Raw genomic sequence first — 23,351 nt, 5'->3', positions numbered from 1 at the left:
GAAATAAGCTCGTTCATATCCTGATTCGGCACAAGCAGGATCGCCCCCACCCATGCACGGGGTCGGCTGGCTTTCCGGGAAAGACCTCACCCCTGAGGACGATCGATTCGGATATAAGATACATGCCATGAAAGCCCTACGAATGGCATCCTTGTAGGTGTGCATTATTTTTCGCAAAGCTAACGCTTTAGCTCAGAGAAGGTGTCTGACCCCTTTTCAGAGGTGAGGCGCAAAAGCGCTTCACCGTCTGCGATCCGAAGCCCGGACCCAAATGGATGCCATCGTTGCCATCGGCGGATTGTTTGATATCACAGCCGTCAAAGATGCCGGCATCACGCAACGGACCGTTTCAGACTTTGATGTAGAAAGTATGTAATGAACATAACCAAGGGGCCTGACCTCGTCTGGCCCCTTTACTTAACCTCATGAAAGGAGGGAAACCCATGGACACCTTCGATCCGATACCCCTTATCGGTAACCTGGGTTTCCCCATCTTTGTTTCCTGGTACCTGCTCACCCGAGTGGAAAGCAAAATGGAGGCCCTGACCACCTCGATCACCGAGATGACAAAGGCGATTCATAGTTGGCATAAGGAAGCTTAGCTGGCGGAAGCCTGGAAAGAAAGAAGTCCCTGATTCACTTATGGAATCAGGGATTTTTGCGTGTTATTTACATTTTAACTCCCGACTAATTTCGACAGGGGTCAGACTTGTCAAAGGGAAAGCGGTAGCTTTCACGTGTTCGCACTAGTGAATTTTACAAAATTCCTTATTGCCAATCAGTTTTGTCTAGGCTTAAAATTGCTCCACGGTGTACTAATGTTTCTTGTAGATCAGTTAGTTCAATATCACGACTATTGTTAAGATGTTTCTTTACCATCAACGCTGCTGCTACCCCACCTGCTTCTCCCATTGCCATGGCCGGTCCCATAACGCGAACCGAACTTTGAGCCTGATGTGTAGCCGATATGCACCGTCCAACTACCATTACGTTATTTATATTGACCGGTTGCAAACAACGAAACGGAATGCCATGGTGTCCTGAACCAGGGATGAATTCCCATTTTGTAACAGGTTCGCCTGTATGCTGCTCCAATGGCCAAGCATTTAAAGCAATCACATCATGAGGTTGAATATTTCGAAAAATATCTTCCTCTGTTAATACATACTCACCAAGGATCTTCCTCGTTTCTCTTATTCCAACCTGCGGTGCAACTTCAGCAATAAAGCTATCTTCAAAACCAGGTACATATTCTTTCATGAATTTGAAATATTCACGCACCTGTTTTCGTCCTTCTATTTCAGCAAATGTTAAATCTTGATGATTAACACCATTCAATACCCCCAACGCGTTGCTAATCATTGTCACATTGAGTCGAAACAATCCTTTGTAAGGAAGATTTCTAACAGTACCGCTAACTCGTGGTAAACGGTACCCCTTTGATTTAGCTAATTGAACAAGGGAGGCCCATTGAGCGGAATCAACTTTTTCGGCTTTTTCTTGGTTGACGTTCGCTACAGTAAACAGAGTAGATGGCAATTGCAATTGATGAGGATCTAGTGTATATTCGGCACCTGCAGCAGCAGCAATATCCCCGTCCCCGGTTGCATCGATGAATACTTTAGCTCTTAATATTCCTAAACCCTCTTTGGTCTGAACGTGGACTTCGCGAACTTCACCATTTTGTGAATCAACATCTACTGCCCATGCATGCAAGATCAGTTGAATTCCAGTTTCTTCAACCCAATCATCGCAAACAAATTTGAAAGCTTGAATATCATAAGGTATGACATATGTTTTTCCTAGTATATGAATATCTTGTCCTAGACCGTTTAGAGAAGATAAACGGTCTAGAAGTTTTGAGCCAATACCTCCTACCACGGAAAATTTACCTTTATCATTTTTTCCGTAAAATCCACAGATAGAGCCAAGCATCCCAGCCGTTGCCATACCTCCTAAGAATCCGTACTTTTCTATTAATATAACATCGGCACCTTCTTGTTTAGCACTTATTGCAGCTGCTATCCCAGCGGGTCCTCCTCCAAGAACAGCAACATCAGTTGTCCATTCTAACATTGAAATTCCTCCAATTATCGCTTAGGCATGAATATTGGCCTTGTAAACTTCAAGCACTCCGTTATCCCCATCAACACGAACATAATCCCCTGTTTGAATATATTCAAGAGGATTTACTTCGAGTTCACCAACCATTGGAATATTACATACGATGCACGCCAATACCGCCATACAATCAACTTCTTGATTCACAAAAGCTAGCGGGTGATTATTCCCGCGCTGTGCCAGTGAAATCATTCCCGATGTCCCTGATGATCCTTTAGTGGAAGTAAATACCATGATTTTTCCTGAAATATTTTCCCCCTTTAAAGGCCCATCTTGAACGATCACCCCTGTTTTAGGATCAAATCCACCCCAAAACGAAATTCTTGTATCTGCTACAACAGCTTCCCCCTCAGCGATTCCAGATGCAAACCCTTTCCCTTTAATTCGAATTACGGTTTCTATGATAACCACCTTCCTTCAATTGCAGAATTGACGCATTGCTCAATCGTACCCAATGCAACTTTATTACCCAATAATTGTTGGGAATAATGTGCCTGTTTACAAGAATGGGTTGCCATCGCTTTTCCTTGGCTAACTCGACTAATTGCTGGACAAGAATCAGATAAAACTTTTCCACCAGCTTCTTCAATTACCTGAAGATAACCCAAATCCTCTGCTGTTCTTCGGATGGCTCTCGGTGTCCATACCTCCAACCTGATGTTGTTATCCACCTTCCTTCCATCCAATAAATCTGCAACCGTTCTAATTTCATCTAATGAGGCATGTGGGCACCCTATCATTACGTGGTCAATCATCCCGTCCTTAATAGTATTCAACTTATTTAATACCTCTTTTTTAGCTTGACCATCAAACACATACTTACCTTTAGGGGTACCCCCTTGAAAAGCCTGGTCAAAGGAAGAAGCCTCGGGAGTAACCCCTATAGCATGAAACATCGTGACTCCTCCGGAGGTGGCCAAAGCGGCAGAAATTTGTTTGCCTGCCTCAACAGGAATAGATGGCAACCCTTCAAATACGGGAATTTTCAGTCCTGCTAATTCACCAGCAAAATATCCTGCCAGACCGAAATCCAGTGAATTATTTATGTCTGTTTCAACCGAAATAAGGATTTCACCAACACGATTTTTATCTAGTAACACTCCAAATTCAGGTACGACACCAAGGGCAGCTGCAGCTGTTGCGGACTCTTGGCCGTTACGGGTTGTCCGAGCTCCCAAAATGGAATTTGCATAGATTACTGCGGAAGATTCGGTCCAGGCGCAAATCTGGCCTTTTCCTGGAAGAACACCAACTAAATAGGGGGCACATGACCAGGTTAGAACAATACCCGCTTTACGTGCACGTTCTATAATTTCATGTTGGAACTGTTGTTGATCTGGTTCCAATCCTCGTTCATCTGCATAATCGAGCGTAATCCTTGCAACATGTGTATACGTGGGTGCTTTCACCTTGAAGCTAGTCGTATCCCAAATTTGTTCTTTCATTCCCTTCATCACACCATCAGGCATGCCGATCACCATATGACCAGGTGCTGATACACCCGATACATGAACATTGTGTACGGGAACTAGTCTTTCTGCATTCATTGCAGTTCCCCATCGAACCATCCATTGCATGTATTTTTGAAGCAGTGGCCCTTGACTTCCGTGTAATATATTATTTTGTTCATCTGTTAATATCATTACGCTTTCCCTCCTTTATTAAAAATTATTTTCCACTCCATATACAACTTGAGCTTCTTTCACATGAAGTGCCACGAGAGATTCTGCCCTTGTTAAATCTCGAGCATTTAACGCATTATAGATCGCTTCATGGTGAGAAAATGATATCTTAACACGATTGGCATCTTCGAAATATTTGTTTCTTCTGTCCATTGAAAGGTCATATAAAGTATTTAAAAGACGGACAAGCAATTGGTTACCAGAGGCTTCTGCCAAGGCTAAATGGAATTTCCTATCAATTTCATTCGCTGTTTTTGCGTCTATATTGGGGGCTTTTTGTTCGTTTAATATTTTCTTAAACTTTCGTAATCCGAAGTCGTCCTGGCGAAGGCAAATTTTTCGGATGGCATACATTTCTAATACATGCCGAATTTCAAGGGCATCTTTAATTTCTTGAAGATTCATACCAATTCCCAAGCTATTCTGTAAATAAAGCCATTCAATGCTAGCTTCAACATTAGGGTCTTTTATATAGACTCCAGACCCAACCTTAGTTTCTACCATACGTAAAGTTGTTAAAATTTGAATAGCTTCCCTAATTGATGAACGGTTTACTTGAAAGAGTTCGGCTAAAACCCTTTCAGAAGGGAGCCTCTCCCCAGTAGTTAATTTTCGTTCTTTTATAAGCTCCTGAATCATTTTGATAATTTTATGGGTTTTACTTAAATTTAAATCCAAAGCTGTCTACACATCCCTTTGTTAATTGGTACAATATTTTCAACTTATTACGATATCGATGGTAACCATAAAGAAAGTGGCGGAAACAGCACGACCAAAAGGAGAGTTAAAATTAGCACGATATAGAACGGCATATTTGCCCGTGCAAAATCACCTATTGATACTTTGGCAAACTTACAGGCAAGAAACATCGGGGCACCTACCGGTGGAGTAACCTCCCCGATCGCCAATGCTAGAACTGTTATCACACCGAAATGAACGGGATCAATATGTAGTATATTAACTAAAGGCATTAATAACGGAACCATCATGATTAAGTTGGAAGTAACAGAAAAAAACATTCCCAACACCAACAAAACAAATGCCACTAATAATAAGATGATTGTTGTGTTTCCAGATAAGGAAGTAATGGAATCTACTAATAACTTGGGAACCTGCTCCCTACTTAATACCCAGCTTAACCCTAATCCAGTAGCTACCAGAAACATGATCATCGCGGTAGCTTGAACCGTATCTGAAACAACAATCCATATGTCTTTTAGCTTTAACTCTTTGTAAACAAATGCTGACAAAATAAACGCGTATGCTGAAGCTACAACTCCTGCCTCGGTTGGAGTAAAAATACCACCTAAAATACCACCTAGAATGATCACCGGCGTAAAGAGTGTCGGCCAGCTTTGGTAAACGTTGACCCACATCGTTTTCCAACTAAAGGAGCTATGCCATGGATAATTTCTTTTTCGGGCTAAATAATAGGATATCGCCATCATCAAGATTCCCATTAAGATTCCAGGGATTGCACCGCCAAGAAAAAGATCTCCTACAGGCACCATAGAAATGCTACCAAAAATTATAAACAAAGTGCTTGGAGGAATAATTGGTCCCATCACGGAAGATGACGCAGTGATTGCAGCGCTAAATTCTTTTTCATACCCTTCCTCTATCATTCCGTCGATAAGAACCCGTCCCGGCCCAGCTACATCAGCATTAGAAGAACCTGATATTCCTGCAAAAAACATGCTTGAGATTACATTCATTTGAGCCAATCCACCTCGTATGTGCCCAACTAGTGATGAAGCTAATTTAATCAGTTTTCTTGTAACCCCACCAACATTTAGTAGAGAACCCGCTAAAACAAACATTGGTATAGCCATAAGTGGGAATGAATCGGCACCTTTTACAAAACGTTGAACAATAACCATCGTAGGAATATCAGGTAATAACCATAGATAGAGAAGGCCTGCCAATCCCATACTGAACGATATTGGAACACCAATGATGATAAATATTGCCAGCGCGAGTCCTACCGTAAGAATCATATGATTATCCTCCATTAATCCTTATTAAGAAATTTGAAAAATTGATAGAAAACTTCAATCACAATTAAAGCACCACCTAACGATACAGGCAAAATAAATACCCCCCGGGAAATTCCCAATGCTGGACTTTTTACGGACCACGTTTCCTCGGCCAGTTGAATTCCATAATAAAACATCGCCCCCCCAAGAATACCCATCAAGCCATAGATCACAAACTCTAGTGGCAACTTAAATGATGTGGAAGACAAAGCTCTTTGCAATAATATGAGAGAAGGGTGGCCGCCTTTTCTCAATACGATGGATACACCTAGAAAAACCACCCAAATTTGCAGCAATAAAGCAACTTCCTCCACCCAAAAAAGCGGATTGTCAAAATAACGTAAAATGACCTGAATTAACAGCAACAAGAACATCACAATCAACCCGATGCCAGAAACAATTTCCGTACAAAGATCAATCCATGACTTCATCCTTGGCAGCATTACTTTCAATTGAATCCCCTTCTTCCTAGAATCACACTGAAATAAGATACTTTGAATATTTTATTGATAGCTTTTAAATTTCTCATATAATCCTTTGCCCCAAAGATCTTCTAGCTCCAAACCAAGTCCATCCACTTTTTGAATCCATTTATCACGATCAACATCAATAACAGTAACGCCTTCATTTTTCAATTTTTCTAGTTGCTCATCGACAGACTTTTCAACTAATTCAATGTGGTATTCTCCAGCTTCTTTTGCTGCTCCGATTACCGCTTTTTGGTTTTCGGGGGAAAGCTTCTGGAATACGTTTTCATTCATGACAACCAAATTGGTTTCAAAAACATGATCAGTCAACATAACGTAGGGAGCAATATTCTGGAACCCATTGCTACTGTAATAGGAAATTCCCGTTTCAGCTCCATCAATAATTCCTGAATCGATACTTGTATATAATTCTCCTAAAGCAATAGGTGTCGGAGATGCGCCAAGTCTTTCCCAAGATTTAATCCAAACAGGTTGCTCAGGTACTCTAATTCGGAAGCCTTTTAGATCTTCAAGTGTTTTCACCGGTTTAGTTCCAAATAGCACTCTTGGTTCTCTAATCCAATTGCTGGCGAGAACTCTAGCGCCGTTCTCTTCTAAAAACTTATTCGCCATTTCTTCACCAAGCGGACTGTTCATAATGTGATTTAATTGCTCCATATCTTTGGTGATATATACAAGAGGGAAAATCTGATATTGTTTTTGGAATTTCCCCGCAATCCCAGTTCCTGAAATTGACATATCTAGTGCACCCATTTTAACACTCTCTAACATCTCCGATTCCGAACCAAGTTGCTCCGATGGAAAATGTTCGATTGCTACTTCTCCATTTGTCTTTTCCTTAACAAGTTCAATAAATTTTAAAGCAGCTTTTCCTGATGGATGGTCCTCATTGTAAATATTACCAAATTGCAATGTGATCTTTGGCTTAGGTGTTCCTTCTTTGGCTGATCCTTCATTTGTATTTTTGGAATTAGCCACATTATCTGTGTTATTCGTCGTATTAGAACTCGTATTAGATGTTGAACATCCTACTATTAGAAAAAAACTTGTGACAATAGTGAACAATGGCATCCATTTTAATTTTTTCATAGAAATATTTCCCCTTAAAATTGTATTATACTTCCATGATCAATATCGGTCCGACCAATTTAAAGCCATGCTTTTTTAATCTATAAATCACTAATCTTTCAAGCGTATTAGTTAATATGCAACCCTCCCTATTTACAGAATTTAATGCCATCTAATCAGACCCCCAATCGAAATATTTTGTACTACAGATTACAATTATTGTTTTTTAGTGAAATTGGTTGGGTCAATTTTCGGTATAATGTTATATTAATTCAGAATATTTAGCTAGTCAATAATAAATTAAGATTCAGTGATGGTTTTTCTTTCTTTTCATTACATACAAAAAATTGTCGTTTAAACAACCTCTTTACTCCATCTTTAGTGTTCGACTTCGCAAAGATAACGCTTTAGCTCAGAGATGGGGTCTGACCCCTATTCAGAGGTGAAGCGCGGAAGTGCTTCAGCGTCAGCGATTAATTATCATGAATGATGGCATCATAGATGCTGACAGCCTTCCTGAAAATATTAGAAGCTTTAGTAGATCTCTGCTACATATTAATAATCTGAAAGAAGCAACCGCGGAGTTTGAGAAACATTTTATATCACAAAAACTAAAGAGCGTTCATTCTATCGAGGAGCTATCAAGCATTTTAGGAGTTCATAGAACTACATTGGTACGGAAAATGATTAGATATAATATTATTAGAGACTCACCATGAACATTAATCCTGTTTACTATTGCGGTTTGACCTTGTGAGTGAAGACGTTCAACTGCTCCGCGCTTAAGCTTCGGCTAAGGAATCATCCCCTGCGCAGTGAAAGCGCTGACTTTTCTGTCTTTATCACGAAAAATAGACCGCAGAGTTCGTAACTTAAGTGCGGTCTATTCTTTGATCAATGTAAATCTGAAATCAGGAAAGGAAACCCACCATATCCGAATGCGTAGCTGCAGTAACACTTACAGGATCGTGTCCACACCAACCACACCCGGGCTAAAACTAAAACCAGTCCTCACGTAAAACCAGCCTGCAACTATTAATTATGATAGAAAATTGGTGAAAACAAGAGGGTAAGAAAGGTTCATTCAAACATCCAGGCTATTCTCCTAAACCCTTTCGAAAAGGAAAAACAGGGATGCTTCGTATAAGTAAGGTCTCCTGGATGCCAATCCCAAGGGAGGCCTTATTTGTTTTTGTTTGACAAAAAGGTGACGATCATAAGAATAATCGTTACAACCAATTAACCAAATTCATATACAAGATTTAGTGCTTCGTATACTGTCATGAATCCTACCCCCTCTCACTAAAATGAGGAGTGAGCTGATTACCCTTGAGGAGCCTATTCGATTGTACAAGAAATATTACATTATACAAGCAATGGAAATTCGGGATTCTACAGGCTTTTTTGTTGTTGGGTGCACTTCTTAGGTCGCTGCTGGAATATGTTATATCACCTTATGAAACGATGACGAGGTGTGGAGATGTTAAGACAGAATCAGGGTGGAATACCCTACAGCATTGAAATTGTCACCACAGGATTACAAGTGCCTTGGGCTCTGGATTTTACACCTGACGGACGGATTTTTCTAACTGAAAGGCCGGGAAGAGTTCGAGTGGTGGCCCAGGGAAGGCTCTTGCCTGAGCCGTTGATTACGTTCTCTCCCCCTTTTATCAGCATCGGTGAAGGCGGTCTACTGGGAATCGCGGTCGATCCCGAGTTTTCCAAAAACCATTTTTTCTACGTGTATCTTACTTATGAAGCTGGGGGGCAAATCCGAAATCGGATTGTCCGATTAGTGGAAAATAATCAGGTGGCTCGGATTGACCGGGTTTTACTTGATACAATCCCTGGCAGTCGGATCCACGACGGGGGGCGGTTAAAAATCGGACCCGATCGATTGCTTTATGCAACCACAGGAGATGCAGGGATATCCTCTTCGGCTCAAAATCGCAGACTGTTATCCGGCAAGATCCTGCGCATTCAACGAAACGGGGCAATTCCAAGCAGGAATCCATTTCGCGGTTCCCCTGTGTACAGCTTAGGCCACCGAAACCCTGAAGGATTGGCATGGGATCCTCGTACAAGGATTTTGTATAGTTCTGAACATGGGGATTCTGGTCATGATGAGATCAATCTGATCCAGGCCGGCGGCAATTACGGCTGGCCGATCATTGAAGGCGATGAACAGCAGGAGTCGTTGGTGCGTCCCTTGATTCATAGTGGCAATCGAACCTGGGCCCCTTCCGGCATGACCTTTGTGACAAGAGGACCGTGGAGAAACCAATTGTTGGTGGCCAATCTGAGGGGCAGCCAAATTCTACGTTTTTCGATTGAGGAGGGGCGCCCTCGCTCGATCCGCTTATTGTCTTCTTTTTTTCGTTCGAGTGGGCGGATTCGAGATATCGTAGAGGGACCGGATGGATCGCTTTTTGTGTTGACCAGCAATCGGGACGGACGCGGTCGTGTTCGACCGGGTGATGATCATTTGTTTCGGTTGAGGCCGGTTTAAGGCTGAGTGCTTTGCTTCCTTAGAATGAAATAGTCGAACTACAATTCAGCAAGCCTGTAATTACGTTTTTATTAATTGTGTTCGACTTCGCAAAGCTTTAGCTTTAGCTCAGAGAAGGGGTCTGGCCCCTTCTCCGTCTGCGATCATTAATGGTTATAGGAGTCGTTTTCCATTATATTCTTACCAATTTCGGCATCCCGATCAAGTGAATCTCTTGTCACTCATTGATGAGGCCAATTGTTTTTGCTTACTTGCCATCTTTTTGTATCTCCATCAGTTTTTGTTTTAAGTTTGAGCAGATTAGGGAAAGTGCTACGCGTTTGCGATCAGAGATACCTCTCCTCAATCAAAACCAGTTTTCAATAGAAACCATGTGATTTGACGTTTATCGGTTACCCTGTATATAATAGAATTAATTATCACTGTATAAACTAAAAAGACCGATCGTGCTGGAACACGGTCGGTCATGTACAACAGAGGATCCCCAAGTGGGGTCGGCTCAAGTATATGAGAAATAGACCGCAGAGTTGTGAGCTCAAGGGCGGTCTATTTCTTTTTGCTTAGAAGTGTCAAAACGGCAATAACTACACCAATAAATGTTAGTGTGAAGCTACCGAAATTGATGGCTAAATCTATTGCATCATCTATTGACACCATGTTCTCACCCCTTTCATTTGGGGATGAGCCGACCACCCTTGAGGAGCCTATTCTATTGTACAAGAAGATTATATCACAAAGCATAACAACAAGAACGTATATTCTTGTTTCGAACTATTTGGTTTGTGGCGGCGTTGTTCACAACCCTTACGGAACTAATATTGAATAAAAACCAGTCCTTACTCAGAACCGGTTCTAAGTCCTAACCAAGCTTTAATCAGTAAATATTCTATCAGGAAAACTGGTTTCATCCAGTAATCAGTCCTAGATAAGTACTAGTCCTTACTTACCCCACTCCCTCCCCAACCTAGACTGTTTGCACTTTCTTCTTTGATTCCTCTGGCAACAGCCTAAAGCAATCTTAAGAAATCAATCATTTAGGAGTATCTGGAACTTTAACTTTTTCACCAGTCCCGATTAAAGCCCTCTCCTCAATCAAAACCAATTTCAAATGGAAACCACCTCTATCCTATATTGCTAGAACTCATACCGCCTGTTCCCTCTACCACACTCAAAAACACACTAGTCTCCACCCAGAACCAGTCCTGTCCTCATTAATTAATAGAGATATAAAACAATAGATATTGAAAAAGATCATCAAATGATCATAGATCATTAAAACATCCAACAATTTTCAAACCATTTTTATTTAACATTTTACAACTCGTATAAAAATGCGAATTTACACCAAATAAAACGACTCTCAGTACCTGGTGATAAAGAGAGCTTGTCCTTTATGGTTATAAGGGAAGGTGGTGTAACGCATGGAATCGGTTGGAGAGCGTATTCGCAAACGGAGAAAGGAATTAGGTTTGACCCAAGAAGACCTGGAACATCTGTCTGGTGTAAGTACGGAGACGATCTCAAAGGCAGAGCGCGGAGAACAAGACATTAAAAACATCGAGACCCTCGCCCGGATAGCGATGGCATTAGATGTCAATCTATACCATTTAGTTCCGAATGGAACCCTAGATTTACTGAAAAAAAGTAAGGCAAACCTGGCCTTCATCAAGTTTTGTGATTCACCGAACACCTTCGAGAAGGTTCAAACCATGGAAGAAGTGATCGGCGCTGTATCCAAGCACGCTTCAACGCTTACTCCATCGCAAAAACGCAATTAATCCCCTTCACCACTAAAAACTTTAGGAGGTTAAAAAAATGACAATGATATCCCCCGCATGTATCCCCCAGCTACACCCCATAGCCATAACGGACTGGATCACAAAACTTGGTGAAAAAGCCTTTCTGTCCTGGCTACGATTTCATAGCTGGAAAAACGAAAGCGCTTCCTCAAGCGAACATCATTACCTGCCCCTTTCTCTGAACAAAATCATCAAACGACTGAAAATAGGAAAAACCACTTTTTATGAAAAGGTACTACAACCACTTCTCAAATATGGTTTCATCCAGCTGCATCCAACCCAGGACAAAAGACAGGAAATTCATATAATCATCTATGAATATCCCTCCAATTGCCCCGAAAACGCTGCAAAAGTACTAGAGCCTCTATCCTCTCCAGAAGAAATTTCCGCTAATTCTGATGGTAGACACCTTTCAAATGCAGATTTCCTTCAGGAAACCCCAAAAGAAGATATGCCTATTCCTCCATCCGAGGATCCTGTAAAAGAACAGAAAGAGATTCCGATTTCCTCGAATTCTCTTCCTAGTGAAATACAACAGACGATTCAAGAGGATCCAAGACTCCAGGAGCGAATGACAGGAATCATACAAGCTTATGAGAGCTGTTTTACACATCCTTCTTTCAGCATTTCTGATTTTAAACAAAAAATGCTCATCTGTTTGAACTATTGCCAGGATAAACAACGATTTGGGGCTTATCTGTATAAAGCATTACTGAATGAATGGAAAAAACCCGTGTCCCCTCCTAATTCCCTCCCGAAACCTCCCCGCACACGACCTCACGATGTCCCGGAATGGGTATGGCGACAACAAGAATCACCTCCTGAATCCAATCCCACTGATGAAGATGAGATTGACCCAGAATTAAAAGCAGAGATTCAAGATTTATTGAGACAGTTAGGAGAGATCGAATAGATGTTAAGAGAAAACAGTCTCCTGCAACCTGTTCTCTTTTCTTATGGCAACAAAGTATGCTTACTTTGTTTACTTACCGTTGCGGAATTCGTCAATGGAAGATCCTATCCTCTGATTTTCGGTTCATTCGGATACTTTCATGATGAATGTGCCAAGAAGCTAGAAGACCACAACCTTCTCGCTTCGTGAAAGCAGCCTAGGAGTGTAATTCAATACAACCAGGTAATTCCAAATTTATATAATTGAGAGGAGAATTAGAATGTATCCCATTGAATGGAAAGGCAGTCCCCATTTCACTCCAAACGTAAGACCCCAATCCGGTCCTATCAACTCTCCCCCTTTGATTGTCCTACACACCATGGCCGGATCCCTGACTGGAACCTTGGCCCATTTTCAAAATCCAGAAACCCAGGTTAGCAGCCATTATGGCGTAGGACGAAAAGGAGAAATCCATCAATATGTGCAAGAAAAAGACGGAGCCTGGACAAACGGAAGGGTTCTCAAACCTACATCAAAACAAATCATTCAACGTGGCGGTAACCCTAACCGTTATACGATCACCATTGAATTTGAAGGAAAAGATCGCGGCGGAGCCATTGATCAACCCCAGTATCAAGCCGGATTATGGCTGATCCAACAAATCACTGCTCGTTGGAACATCCCCCTCACCCGTGAATACATTATTGGCCATTATGAAATAGACTCCATTAATAAAGAGAATTGCCCTGGTCCCTTTTTCCCGTGGACGATGTTAATGAAGGATCTCGAATCCGGTTGGCCACTGGTCTCCATTCGTCGTGAAGGGACACCGATCGCCATGGGCTATTTACAGAACGGGACCACCTATGCCCCATTGCGGAAAGTGGCTGAAAGCCTAGGGTATAGCGTGAAATGGAACGAAGTGGATTATACATTGGATCTGGTGGGAGCTCCGGAGAAAGGAATAAAATAAAGTTACTCTTCTTCTGTACACAAAATTTATAAATTATATAAATTTATTGTTTACAAAGGGATCCAAAGATGCTATACTTAAATCATCAAGGAAAGGAGGTGAACAACATGCTAACGACCAAAGATGTGAAGGAAATCAAGTTAGTATTCCTTAGCGGCACAGACCTAAAAGGAAACCCAACCTACAAAAGCCGCACCTACAAAAACGTCAATGTCGAGAATGCTACTTTGGACAATGCCTATGCTTTTGGACAAGCCATCGCAGCTCTCTCCGACTGGCCACTGGATCAAGTCATCCTCTCCAGTGATCAAGAAATCATTGATATTCCCTAACCTCTAGATTTTACTCCCAAGAACTTTTCACCCCATCCCCTTATGAAAGGAGGTGTACCCCATGCCTCGTGAAGTCAACGAATCCACGCTTTCCCTTTATTTCAGCAAAACCGATGGATCCACTGCAAAATTTGATGTACCTGTTCCTAAAGCCGGCTTAACTTCATCTGAAGCCCGTACCCAAATGGATGCCATCGTTGCAATCGGCGGATTGTTCGATATCGCAGCCGTCAAAGATGCCGGCATCACGCAACGGACCGTTTCAGACTTTGATGTAGAAAGTATGTAATGAACATAACCAAGGGGCCTGACCTCGTCTGGCCCCTTTACTTAACCCCATGAAAGGAGGGAAACCCATGGATGCCTTCGATCCGATACCCCTTATCGGTAACCTGGGTTTCCCCATCTTTGTTTCCTGGTATCTGCTCACCCGAGTGGAAAGCAAAATGGAAGCCCTGACCACCTCGATTACTGAGATGACAAAGGCGATTCATAGTTGGCATAAGGAAGCTTAGCTGGCGGAAGCCTGGGAAAAGAAAAGCCCTGATTCTTATGGAGAATCTGGGCTTTTTAAGTGTTATGAAACACTTTAACACTCGATTTCGACAGGGGTCAGACCCTTGTCGAAGGGAAAGCGCTAGCTTTCCCGTGATCGATCATGCTTTCCCGAACTGTCCTCGCATAAATGCAATCCCGCATGGCGTAGAAGTTGATTCCCATGTTGATATTGACTTAGGTCTCCTGCTTCTGCCAAAATCCCAGCCACCGCGTTGGATTTAATCCCTTTAATGGCAAGCATGTGCTTGGTATAAGGAATCAATTCCAGGAATGAGAGTGCCTTTGTTTCTAATTCTTCCAGTTGTTTAGACATCTGTTCATACTGGTCTAAAAGCTGCATCAGAAAGAGCTTCGCTTCCTCCAAGGCCTCTCTTTCTCCCACCGAATGTTGTGCCTGATGAAGCAGTGTTTGGGCGCGAGCTAATCCCTCTGCGCGTTTCATATGTTTTTTCCAACCGCTCTGAATTTCTTCAGGAGTATACTTCAACACGTCACCTGGTGTGGGAAAAAGCCGTAGTGTTACAAGGGATGTACGACAGCATAAATCTTTAAATACATTTCGGTATTCAGGAAAGTAGATATCGATCCAGCGAATTATCTGATTTTGGACACTCAACAACTTTTTCTGAATAAATGATCAAGAAGTCATGAGTACCCGTAATGACTTATGAGTACCTGTTGCAAGACGGACGAAGGAATAGTAACCGTTTTTCATCATGTCGGCAATGACAAGGGCATCCTTGATGTCGTGTTTCGTTTGAGAATTATCCCTGTTCTCTTTATTCTTTTTGACTTTGAAAGGGTCAACTACAGCTGTTTCTACTCCTTTATCTACGAGCCAATAAGCAAGATTCAACCAATAATGACGTGTCGGTTCCATCCCAATGATCACCTTGTCTAGCGAGTGTTGGTTCTGTAGTTTTCTGATCCAGGCTAATAACTGCTCAAACCCCTTCGCATCATTTGAGAAGGAGAGATGCCTTCCTAACTCAATCCCTCTAAAATTCACAGCCCTAGCAACATGGGTTTCCTTGGCAATGTCAATTCCTACGACAAGGTGGGTAGTGGTAATATTTAAAATACGTTGATTTGTTATTTGAAAAAGTTTAAACTTCATAAATAAGAGCGCCTCCTTGTTTGGGTATATATGTTTGTGGTGAACATCTATATTACCCATCATACGGAGGTGCTCCTTTTATTTCAAACCGGAAATTAACGCACTACAGGAATGCTTGTCGAAGGGAAAGCGCTAGCTTTCCCGTGTTCAATCATATCAAAAACGGATAGGTCAAGAGTTGAGTCTACAAAAATGTTACGATAATAGTGTCTATCAGTATGAATGCTTCCTTCCAAAAATCTAGTTAACAAGTTAACAAGTATGAACCAATCCCATGGTTTTCAATAGGTTTCATTAGATAGTTCAGAAACGAAGTACGTGAGGCTCATAAATTGTACTGTCATTTGATGAAAGGACTTTAAATATATTCATAGTTATAACCTCCCTAAAAGATAAAAAACTACTGGGTATGTAACATCAGAAGAACCTTAAATTTCCTCTGATGCTCCTTGAGTAGTGTTCTACCCTATATTTCCCAAAATGTTGAACATTTCATCTTTATGTCTACTTGCCTTTTCTTCTGTCCACTTCCCATCACCAAGCCTTGTGATTTTTTCCATGACTTTTAATTTCAGACTTTGATTGATGATACTCGGATATGAATTAATTTTTCCAGCAGGTGGCAAGTTAGAAAACTTAGAGTTCCCCGAAACCGTTAGTAACGCTAGATTACCAAATCCGTTCAAGTCCTCTTGTTCCCAACAATCTCCTTCAACCGGATGTTGCGGTTGGAAATGCTCAATGGAACTTCTAAACTGAAAATGCCAATCATCTTGAAATGGTGATATGATTTCTTTTCCATCATATGAATAACCATCTCGATAAATTAAATAATCAAGATAAGTAAATACAATTCGTTCAACTCCAAAACCATTCCTGTTTTGGTAATCGGAATCAACAACCTTCTTCTTACAATAGTTCTCCAACAAGGTAATAATGTCAGTTGCCTCGTTTTCTAACAAGTTAGATAAAACCACCGAAATCCAGTGCATTGTTTTTGGTGATGTATAAGTAATACGTAAACAAGATTGAAGTGTCCTTAGCTTCTTATTATCATTACCTTCATCACCGAATGTGCCAACGTATTTAGGTTTATCGCTATTTTTCTTGTTATCATGATATTTTTCTAAACGTTGCAGAGACCATTTACCCGTTTCTTTGTAATCTCTAGCGAACTCTCGTTTTAACACATACTTGTCAAATAGAATTCGACACTTTAATAGATGGAACAAGAAATCTTTTGCTTTTTCAGGTGTTGACCATGCCCAAGATAAATTATTAAGGAAGTGTTTATCGTCAAGACTTGCATCTTCTTCTCCGAGTTTTCTCATGACAGCATTGACTTGCAATAGGAAGTTTGGAAATGAAATAGTTGATTCAAAACGCTCATTCTCATCTTCGGATTGCGTGTTTGATACATTAAGCATTTTATTATCTCTCAAGATTTCAATTAAAGATTTTTTATCTATTGATTCATTCGCTGTCGGGATTTTACTTTTTATCGAATCAAAATCCTTAATTGATTGACTTAGACTACTCCAGTTCTCAGTAAAGATATTTCTTCGCACTTTCACATCAAAATTCATCTGAACATAGGAATTCATATCAGAACATTTTTCCCAAATCAGCGCTGCTATATTTTTGTCGTGGTCGCTTTCAAGCACTTCTAACAACTTAGCTTTAACGATTTCATGAAGTTCCAATTGTTCTCCACGGGTATTCATAATTTCAAAGTAATGGTTTAAATCAATATTCTGCGGGACTTGAACTCTAATAAGAAAAACTTGTTCCAGCTTTTGAACAAAGCTGCTTTTGTCGATATTTTTATTCTTGAAATAGTTATTAACGATTTGAAAACCATTTAAGATTTCTGGTGATGATAATTCTTCATTTAATTCCGGATTACTACTATCGCTAACATAAGAAAGGGTGCGATTTGATTTTTCACGAGCCTCAAATCGCAATGCTTCTTTAGCAAATACAATCCCTAAATACTTCTCAAGAAGATATAAAGTCGTTAACCGTTGCTGCCCATCAATCACTTCGTAAACATTGTTATCTGTTTGATTAACAATCAAATTCCCTAAGAAGTAATTTTTTTTAGAATCGTCAATAGAGCTTTCAATGTCTTCAATTAACTGTTCTATTTGCGTTCCACTCCATGCATAATTACGTTGATAAATCGGCACTAGGTAGTTGATGTTTGCAAAAACATGTGATACCGGTATTATTTTTAAATCGTTAGTCATCTCCTACCACCTATTCCATTTACAAAGCAATTCATAAACTGCTTTGTATTTTTCTTTATTATTGTCATCAATATCTGGCTGTTTAAGCACGAGTAATTTCAATCCTTCTGGATCCGCCATTTCACTGATTGCAGAAAACATATCAATTCCATAATTTGCTCGTTCATGCTGACCTTTTGCATATTTATTGATGGTCTGCGGATAAACCGCAGTCATTGTCAATCGTAATGAATAACTCCATGAATAAAGTTGCTGCATCACAGATTGGGTTAAGCTCTCAAGACCAAACCTATCGGCAAAGAATAATAACGAGCATTCATACAGCTGCTTAATGTAAATATCGCCAGAACGCTTGCTTGGAATTTTATCTTGGTCATGAAAGCGTTTAATTCTTTTTTGTATTTCTTCTAATAGTTTTCCGTAATGAAGTGTGTAATTAAAGAATCGTTTCCCGGCTATCAAGGGTTGTGTCAATTGGAATTGATTCAAAAATTTTGAGGCAAGCAATTCATTACTACCATTAGCATTGAATTGTTCTACATAAAGATTACTAGCTTTATGGTAAATTGCATAATTGTAGATATTTGCTCCCTTAATTCCTTTGAAAGAATCAATTTTACTTGAAGAATAACCTAAACCATCTTTTCCTCTATACCATTGAGTCAGTGGGTACAAATAGCTTTTAAATAAATCGTCTAAATCATCTTGGTTCATGTTTTCCCAGCGATTTATGATTTTAACTTTTTGGTTTTCATCTTCACTATTCATTTCTCGCAAATGGTATGATTTCAACAAATCATGTGGCGCTAACTCTTTACCACGAGAATTTTGTGAATCGAAGAACTGAAATGCCTCTTGCTCACTATCTGTGACAATTTGAACTGTGGTGCATTGATTCAAAAGATAATCTTTATATTTTTGACGTTCATCATAAGTTAATTCGTCAGCTCTTTTAGAAAGGACGCCAAAATTTGTGACAATAGCATCATTCGATAGTTTGCTGTATTTTTCTTCCAACAGACTTTGTTTGTCATCACCTAAACAATAAAGCAGAATTGATAATGTAGTAAGCCTTTGTTGCCCATCAACAATATTATATTTTTCTGAACGTTCTTTGTGTAAGATTACCGATCCAAGACGATATTCATTGATTCCATCTTTAAACGCCTCATATGTATCAATAAATAAGGTATTGGTTGACTTCACGCTCCAACTATATGGTCGCTGGTATGATGGCAAGGTTAAATTTATAGCAAGCAAGTCTTTTAATTTGGTAATTTTTAATTCGTCTTGAACTAGTGCCATTATTCTTCTCCTTATGGTTTCTGTGCCAGAATAAATCCATCTGCGTAACGTAAGCATCCAATAAGATAGTGTATAGAAACTTCCCTACAACTGTGGGACAATCCTCTAATTATAGTATTTAAAGTTTTTAAAATAAAGTTGAGAAACTTTTAGGGAGGGTTAGAGTTGAATACTAGAGAATTTACTAGCCAATATCGTTTCAACCAGTAGACTGAAATCACCCTTCAATTCCGAAGTAGCGGCAGATAGTCGCTGTTTCGTGTGCTGAGATTAACATCAGACTAACAAGTTATTACTATTGGTTAAGAAGAATCTGTAAAGCTGCCTGCGTATCGCTTCCATTACTTATTTCAACTTAGATTATAATTTCGTTGGTAGAAGTATTTTGACTTTTGAAATTGAGAAAAAGCACAACAATTCGGTTTCTCATCTTTTCATATGAGACCTTAGCAAGCACCGTACACCTTTTTAATTTTTCCTTACAAGTAGTGTTATAAGTATGTAGAAACAGATTACTCTTTGGTCATGGATTGGTCACAGAATAAATAAAACTATATGAAACAGTAAGAGACTACCTAAGGTCAGGGATATTCAAGTGCCTTGGTATATCTGGATTCAAGAGACTTACTATCATTAGATAATTTTAGAAAAAACATGCTCGATATAACTTCAAAACCGAGTGTGACGTCCGTGAGGCGTCAGGTGGTTCAATTTCTACATTTCAAATTAAAATTTAAGCTACGACACAAAATACATTTGTCTTTTTCTCTCTGCTTTTTTATTGTTAACGAAAATTTGATAGACAATATAACCAAAATAACACGTGATGCAATCAAGATCCACATCTAAAGTTGTTTTCATCATATGCACTTTGGCATAATAGTAATAATCAAGAAATCACAGGAGGAAATGCATGAGCAAAATAATACACGTCGTCGGTGCTGTAATAGAAAACGAAAAAAATGAGATTTTATGTGCATTACGTTCACCTACGATGTCTTTACCAAATTTGTGGGAATTCCCAGGTGGAAAGATAGAAACAGGGGAAAAACCGGAGGATACTTTGGTAAGAGAGATCCAGGAAGAACTTGGATGTGTGATAGAAGTCTATGAAAAAATTGAAGATATTAATCATGAATATCCTTTTGCCATTATTCATCTAATCACTTTTAAAACTAAGGTTGTTGATGGAATACCTCAGGCAAAAGAACATGCTAAGATAGAATGGGTTCCCCTTGAAAAACTATCGTTATTGGAATGGGCTCCAGCAGATGTACCTACTATTAATAAGCTTTTAGGTATTCAAATCTAATTTGTTAATAAAAAAGTCTTCTCGGATGAGAAGACTTAGATTATTTGTATGAATTCGGTGTAAATACTAGATGGCACTTCATTTTCTAATTCTAGTATGACGGTTATCGGTTTCTCTCCATAGAACTTAACCGAATTTCCTTTACCTATATAAATGTAAGGTTCGGACTTCCCGTCAATTTCCTTATATTTTCTTACAAACAAATGAAGGTTTATTCCTCTATCCTTGTTAAAAATTATATTTTTTCCTCTATCAGTATTCTGACTTGTACTATTAGGCGTCTGCCACTGAAAGTATCGTTCGTCAATAAACTTATCCTTATATCTAATGGTTTCCTTGATCCCTTCTTCTTTATGAAGATCAACAAACAAGAAATACTCTCCTTCATGACTAAGTAGGCCACTTCCACGAAAGGCACTATGGATTTTTCGATAATTAGAGAGTAATGCGGCATCTATCATTTGATATTGTTCATACAATTTGAAATGAGGTACACCATAATAATCTTCTTGAAATTCCTTTTCATATCTAATTATTCCGTAGTTAATGATATCTATTATATATGCCTTAAACCCATCATTAGCTACCATACTTGCAAATTCTTCGCTTTTATATAGACTTCCCCCACTGGAATAGACTACCAATTTTAATTTCCCTTTCTTTTGCTGACTATCATAATAATTATGATTTAAACATTCAAATGCGTGCCTTACAGTATCCTCGTCAACTTTTTTCACATATTTTAAAATTTCATTCCTAGCTTTCTCATACGAAATTTCATCATGATCTACAAGATATTTTAATATAACAAACTCATGAATTCTCTTGATTGGAAGTTTATTTGATAACTCTTTTAAAGCACCTTCAAAATTTGCATCACTTAACAAATTTTGTAACCCTTTATCTTTTTCAACTTTAGCGACAAAATGAAGATACGTATTTTCTTTTTCGATAAATTTTATTGGATCGGGGGAGCCATCATACTTTAGATAATCCAATAATAAATACGGTGTTTTTCCCTGATTCATTTTTTTAAACTCGAAATATTCTTCCTTTAAATACTTCATTGAATTAAAGTTTTCTAGATCGATCTGTGCTAGGATTCTCTCTTGAGATATTTTATCAAGATGAATATGGGTACAACCCGGAATATTTGCAAATCCTGTTGCCACAGATACCTTTAAACTATCTTTATCGTAATATCTGCATCCATTTAGAGCAATGGCGATTAGAAAGGTTTTGCTATGGTTCCCTATAAAATCGAGTACCGTTAAAAATGTCTTACCATCATGTTTCCTCAAACCTCTTCCCAATTGTTGAATAAATATGATCGGTGAGTTCGTCGGTCTTAGCATTAGAACCGTATTAACGGAAGGAATGTCAACTCCTTCATTAAATATGTCTACAGTGAAGATAATTTCTAAATCATCCTCATCATCTTCAAGTTTCCGAATATAGAAATCCCTTCGTTCTATTGAGTCCTCACCCGTTAAATAAAATGTGTTGTATCCTCTTTTATTAAACTCTTCAGTCATATACTTTGCGTGGTCTATACTGGCACAAAAAGCTAGGCACTTTCTTTTGCCTCCATCGTGACCATAGAAATTTATTTTCTCAATGATAAAATCTGTTCGTTCGTTGACTTTCAATCTTTTAGTTATTTCTGCAATATCGTCGATATTAACATCACTTAAATCAATTCCTTCTATATCTGTAACACCAAAGTAATGAAAAGGTATAACTAGTTCTTCTTCTAAAGCTTCATGTAATCTGACCTCTAAAGCCACATTATTATCAAAATAGTCAAATATACTGTGTCCGTCACTCCTTTCAGGAGTGGCTGTCATTCCTAATGTAAACCTCGGTGTGAAATGGTTGAGAACCTTTTGGTAACTCGGACTTGCTGCATGATGAGCTTCATCAATGATAATATAATCAAAATAATCAACATCGAATTCTTTATAATATCTAGATATCGTTTGAATGGTTGAGAATAAATAGTCTGCATCCTTTTCCTTTTTATTCCCTGTAAAAAGGCCTGTAACTACTTTCTCTCCATTCATCAACTTCTCAAACGTTTCTTTTGCCTTTTTTAATATTTCTTCCCTATGTACAATAAAAAGTATTCTATTTGGCTTATAGTTTATTACATCAAACGCTGACATATAAGTTTTACCCGTACCCGTTGCAGCAATAACTAACCCTTTCTTCTCACCATGGTTTCTAAGTCGCTCTAAATTTTCAATGGCTCTATGTTGCATTTGATTAGGATTAATTGTTTTTGTATGTTCAAAGGTCAGTTTCTTAGTAGTTTCTAGCTTCTTTAATTCATCTATAAAACTTTCATATTGAATTAAAAAACTAGCATCAACATAATTACTGCATTCCCATAATTTATTGTATTCATTCAATACATCTTTTAAGAAGAGATCCTCCTGTTTAGATATAATCTCAACATTCCATTCTACATTACTCTTTAGGGCGCTCTGTGTAATATTGGAAGAACCTATGATCACTTTATAATGATCTTTGTTTTCAAATATATAGACTTTTGTATGAAACCCTATCTCTTTATCAGTTATAAAGACCTTGAGATCAATGTTCTCAAATCCCTTAATTCTTTTTAATGCTTTGGGATCAGTGAAATTAAGGTAGGTAGAAGTTAAAATTTTTCCTTTAATTCCTTTGCCTTCCAAATCTTTAAAGGTGTCTAAAAGAAGTTGTAGTCCACTAAAGTTTACGAAGGCTACACTAAAGTAGAAACTCTCACAATCATTAAGAGATTTTATAAGTTCATTTAATAAATTACCCTTTTCAGAATTGACTATTAGTTTATTAACAGTTTCCAATCTACTTTTTCCCCTTTAGCAGATTTATGTATAACATAATCACTTTTTTATATATCCTTCA

General features: G+C 39.0%; 23 protein-coding genes. 11 read left to right on the top strand and 12 right to left on the bottom strand.

The features are described from left to right. Positions 1 to 443 precede the first annotated feature (443 nt). The gene (locus J2Z37_RS15930) at positions 444 to 602 is read left to right on the top strand and encodes a YvrJ family protein (RefSeq protein WP_245203856.1); all 159 of its coding nucleotides are present in this window, start codon (positions 444 to 446) and stop codon (positions 600 to 602) included. Positions 603 to 768: 166 nt separating this feature from the next. On the opposite strand, the gene J2Z37_RS15925 is transcribed toward J2Z37_RS15930, so the two are convergent. Genes J2Z37_RS15925 through J2Z37_RS15895 form a run of 7 tightly spaced genes read right to left on the bottom strand, consistent with a single transcriptional unit; the run spans position 769 to position 7,416 of the window. After that, positions 769 to 2,076, bottom strand: a complete 1,308-nt coding sequence (locus J2Z37_RS15925; protein ID WP_209811276.1) for an FAD-dependent oxidoreductase — start codon at positions 2,074 to 2,076, stop codon at positions 769 to 771. 21 nt (positions 2,077 to 2,097) lie between these two features. Continuing rightward, the gene (locus J2Z37_RS15920) at positions 2,098 to 2,532 is read right to left on the bottom strand and encodes an aconitase X swivel domain-containing protein (protein ID WP_209811275.1); all 435 of its coding nucleotides are present in this window, start codon (positions 2,530 to 2,532) and stop codon (positions 2,098 to 2,100) included. After that, positions 2,520 to 3,764: an aconitase X catalytic domain-containing protein gene (locus J2Z37_RS15915; protein ID WP_209811274.1), complete on the bottom strand. Its 1,245-nt coding sequence runs from the start codon at positions 3,762 to 3,764 to the stop codon at positions 2,520 to 2,522. The genes J2Z37_RS15920 and J2Z37_RS15915 overlap by 13 nt, the downstream gene beginning before the upstream one ends. An 18-nt stretch (positions 3,765 to 3,782) precedes the next feature. Beyond that, the gene (locus J2Z37_RS15910) at positions 3,783 to 4,481 is read right to left on the bottom strand and encodes a FadR/GntR family transcriptional regulator (RefSeq protein WP_209811273.1); all 699 of its coding nucleotides are present in this window, start codon (positions 4,479 to 4,481) and stop codon (positions 3,783 to 3,785) included. Positions 4,482 to 4,528: 47 nt separating this feature from the next. After that, entirely contained in the window at positions 4,529 to 5,800 is a 1,272-nt protein-coding gene (locus J2Z37_RS15905) for a TRAP transporter large permease (protein WP_209811272.1), read from the bottom strand. A gap of 14 nt (positions 5,801 to 5,814) precedes the next feature. Further along, positions 5,815 to 6,282 (bottom strand): TRAP transporter small permease, encoded by a 468-nt coding sequence (locus J2Z37_RS15900; RefSeq protein WP_245203869.1) that lies wholly within the window; start codon positions 6,280 to 6,282, stop codon positions 5,815 to 5,817. A gap of 60 nt (positions 6,283 to 6,342) precedes the next feature. Continuing rightward, positions 6,343 to 7,416, bottom strand: coding sequence for a TRAP transporter substrate-binding protein (locus tag J2Z37_RS15895; RefSeq protein WP_209811270.1), 1,074 nt, complete (start codon positions 7,414 to 7,416; stop codon positions 6,343 to 6,345). 461 nt (positions 7,417 to 7,877) lie between these two features. Between J2Z37_RS15895 and J2Z37_RS26135 the strand changes: the two genes are divergently transcribed. The 9 genes from J2Z37_RS26135 to J2Z37_RS15850 all read left to right on the top strand — a co-directional run bounded on the left by J2Z37_RS26135 (position 7,878) and on the right by J2Z37_RS15850 (position 14,415). Beyond that, positions 7,878 to 8,114: a helix-turn-helix domain-containing protein gene (locus J2Z37_RS26135; RefSeq protein ID WP_425340332.1), complete on the top strand. Its 237-nt coding sequence runs from the start codon at positions 7,878 to 7,880 to the stop codon at positions 8,112 to 8,114. 761 nt (positions 8,115 to 8,875) lie between these two features. Next, entirely contained in the window at positions 8,876 to 9,904 is a 1,029-nt protein-coding gene (locus J2Z37_RS15885) for a PQQ-dependent sugar dehydrogenase (protein ID WP_209811268.1), read from the top strand. Between the two features lie 1,421 nt (positions 9,905 to 11,325). After that, positions 11,326 to 11,682 carry a helix-turn-helix domain-containing protein gene (locus J2Z37_RS15880; RefSeq protein ID WP_209811267.1) on the top strand — a complete coding sequence of 119 codons (357 nt, stop codon included), beginning with the start codon at positions 11,326 to 11,328 and terminating at the stop codon, positions 11,680 to 11,682. A gap of 37 nt (positions 11,683 to 11,719) precedes the next feature. Then, a complete protein-coding gene (locus J2Z37_RS15875) occupies positions 11,720 to 12,616 on the top strand; it encodes a hypothetical protein (protein ID WP_209811266.1) in 897 nt (298 codons plus the stop codon). Further along, a complete protein-coding gene (locus J2Z37_RS15870; RefSeq protein WP_209811265.1) occupies positions 12,617 to 12,805 on the top strand; it encodes a hypothetical protein in 189 nt (62 codons plus the stop codon). A gap of 70 nt (positions 12,806 to 12,875) precedes the next feature. After that, positions 12,876 to 13,568 (top strand): N-acetylmuramoyl-L-alanine amidase, encoded by a 693-nt coding sequence (locus tag J2Z37_RS15865; protein WP_209811264.1) that lies wholly within the window; start codon positions 12,876 to 12,878, stop codon positions 13,566 to 13,568. Positions 13,569 to 13,675: 107 nt separating this feature from the next. After that, positions 13,676 to 13,900 carry a DUF1659 domain-containing protein gene (locus J2Z37_RS15860; protein WP_209811263.1) on the top strand — a complete coding sequence of 75 codons (225 nt, stop codon included), beginning with the start codon at positions 13,676 to 13,678 and terminating at the stop codon, positions 13,898 to 13,900. Between the two features lie 61 nt (positions 13,901 to 13,961). Continuing rightward, positions 13,962 to 14,189 carry a DUF2922 domain-containing protein gene (locus J2Z37_RS15855; RefSeq protein ID WP_245203868.1) on the top strand — a complete coding sequence of 76 codons (228 nt, stop codon included), beginning with the start codon at positions 13,962 to 13,964 and terminating at the stop codon, positions 14,187 to 14,189. Between the two features lie 67 nt (positions 14,190 to 14,256). Continuing rightward, on the top strand, positions 14,257 to 14,415 hold the full coding sequence (locus J2Z37_RS15850) for a YvrJ family protein (RefSeq protein WP_245203855.1): 159 nt from the start codon (positions 14,257 to 14,259) through the stop codon (positions 14,413 to 14,415). 122 nt (positions 14,416 to 14,537) lie between these two features. Here the strand turns inward: J2Z37_RS15850 and J2Z37_RS15845 are convergent, their stop codons facing one another. From J2Z37_RS15845 to J2Z37_RS15830, 4 genes are all read right to left on the bottom strand, one after another. Beyond that, a complete protein-coding gene (locus tag J2Z37_RS15845; protein WP_209811260.1) occupies positions 14,538 to 15,074 on the bottom strand; it encodes a transposase in 537 nt (178 codons plus the stop codon). Positions 15,075 to 15,095: 21 nt separating this feature from the next. After that, positions 15,096 to 15,575, bottom strand: a complete 480-nt coding sequence (locus J2Z37_RS15840) for an IS110 family transposase (RefSeq protein ID WP_209811259.1) — start codon at positions 15,573 to 15,575, stop codon at positions 15,096 to 15,098. Positions 15,576 to 16,036: 461 nt separating this feature from the next. Continuing rightward, positions 16,037 to 17,824, bottom strand: coding sequence for a DUF262 domain-containing protein (locus tag J2Z37_RS15835; protein ID WP_209811258.1), 1,788 nt, complete (start codon positions 17,822 to 17,824; stop codon positions 16,037 to 16,039). Between the two features lie 3 nt (positions 17,825 to 17,827). After that, the gene (locus J2Z37_RS15830) at positions 17,828 to 19,129 is read right to left on the bottom strand and encodes a DUF262 domain-containing protein (protein WP_209811257.1); all 1,302 of its coding nucleotides are present in this window, start codon (positions 19,127 to 19,129) and stop codon (positions 17,828 to 17,830) included. Between the two features lie 913 nt (positions 19,130 to 20,042). Here J2Z37_RS15830 and mutT point away from each other — a divergent pair. Next, a complete protein-coding gene (gene mutT / locus J2Z37_RS15825) occupies positions 20,043 to 20,441 on the top strand; it encodes an 8-oxo-dGTP diphosphatase MutT (protein ID WP_209811256.1) in 399 nt (132 codons plus the stop codon). 35 nt (positions 20,442 to 20,476) lie between these two features. Here the strand turns inward: mutT and J2Z37_RS15820 are convergent, their stop codons facing one another. After that, positions 20,477 to 23,290 (bottom strand): DEAD/DEAH box helicase, encoded by a 2,814-nt coding sequence (locus J2Z37_RS15820; RefSeq protein WP_209811255.1) that lies wholly within the window; start codon positions 23,288 to 23,290, stop codon positions 20,477 to 20,479. Between the last annotated feature and the right edge of the window lie 61 nt (positions 23,291 to 23,351).

This window comes from Ammoniphilus resinae, assembly GCF_017873965.1.
GTDB classification, from domain to species: Bacteria; Bacillota; Bacilli; order Aneurinibacillales; family RAOX-1; genus Ammoniphilus_A; species Ammoniphilus_A resinae.
The sequence above is the reverse complement of the archived record's forward strand: the minus strand, read 5'-3'. Positions and strand labels throughout refer to the sequence as shown.

Excerpts from the sequence above, each read along its gene's own strand:
- J2Z37_RS15930 (WP_245203856.1), top strand. The coding sequence starts at position 444 with ATGGACACCTTCGATCCGATACCCCTTATCGGTAACCTGGGTTTCCCC.
- J2Z37_RS15880 (WP_209811267.1), top strand. The coding sequence starts at position 11,326 with ATGGAATCGGTTGGAGAGCGTATTCGCAAACGGAGAAAGGAATTAGGT.
- J2Z37_RS15860 (WP_209811263.1), top strand. The coding sequence starts at position 13,676 with ATGCTAACGACCAAAGATGTGAAGGAAATCAAGTTAGTATTCCTTAGC.
- J2Z37_RS15855 (WP_245203868.1), top strand. The coding sequence starts at position 13,962 with ATGCCTCGTGAAGTCAACGAATCCACGCTTTCCCTTTATTTCAGCAAA.
- mutT (WP_209811256.1), top strand. The coding sequence starts at position 20,043 with ATGAGCAAAATAATACACGTCGTCGGTGCTGTAATAGAAAACGAAAAA.
- J2Z37_RS15870 (WP_209811265.1), top strand. The coding sequence starts at position 12,617 with ATGTTAAGAGAAAACAGTCTCCTGCAACCTGTTCTCTTTTCTTATGGC.
- J2Z37_RS15850 (WP_245203855.1), top strand. The coding sequence starts at position 14,257 with ATGGATGCCTTCGATCCGATACCCCTTATCGGTAACCTGGGTTTCCCC.
- J2Z37_RS15905 (WP_209811272.1), bottom strand. The coding sequence starts at position 5,800 with ATGATTCTTACGGTAGGACTCGCGCTGGCAATATTTATCATCATTGGT.
- J2Z37_RS26135 (WP_425340332.1), top strand. The coding sequence starts at position 7,878 with ATGAATGATGGCATCATAGATGCTGACAGCCTTCCTGAAAATATTAGA.
- J2Z37_RS15835 (WP_209811258.1), bottom strand. The coding sequence starts at position 17,824 with ATGACTAACGATTTAAAAATAATACCGGTATCACATGTTTTTGCAAAC.
- J2Z37_RS15925 (WP_209811276.1), bottom strand. The coding sequence starts at position 2,076 with ATGTTAGAATGGACAACTGATGTTGCTGTTCTTGGAGGAGGACCCGCT.
- J2Z37_RS15885 (WP_209811268.1), top strand. The coding sequence starts at position 8,876 with ATGTTAAGACAGAATCAGGGTGGAATACCCTACAGCATTGAAATTGTC.
- J2Z37_RS15900 (WP_245203869.1), bottom strand. The coding sequence starts at position 6,282 with ATGCTGCCAAGGATGAAGTCATGGATTGATCTTTGTACGGAAATTGTT.
- J2Z37_RS15830 (WP_209811257.1), bottom strand. The coding sequence starts at position 19,129 with ATGGCACTAGTTCAAGACGAATTAAAAATTACCAAATTAAAAGACTTG.
- J2Z37_RS15915 (WP_209811274.1), bottom strand. The coding sequence starts at position 3,764 with ATGATATTAACAGATGAACAAAATAATATATTACACGGAAGTCAAGGG.
- J2Z37_RS15840 (WP_209811259.1), bottom strand. The coding sequence starts at position 15,575 with ATGAAGTTTAAACTTTTTCAAATAACAAATCAACGTATTTTAAATATT.
- J2Z37_RS15875 (WP_209811266.1), top strand. The coding sequence starts at position 11,720 with ATGACAATGATATCCCCCGCATGTATCCCCCAGCTACACCCCATAGCC.
- J2Z37_RS15865 (WP_209811264.1), top strand. The coding sequence starts at position 12,876 with ATGTATCCCATTGAATGGAAAGGCAGTCCCCATTTCACTCCAAACGTA.
- J2Z37_RS15895 (WP_209811270.1), bottom strand. The coding sequence starts at position 7,416 with ATGAAAAAATTAAAATGGATGCCATTGTTCACTATTGTCACAAGTTTT.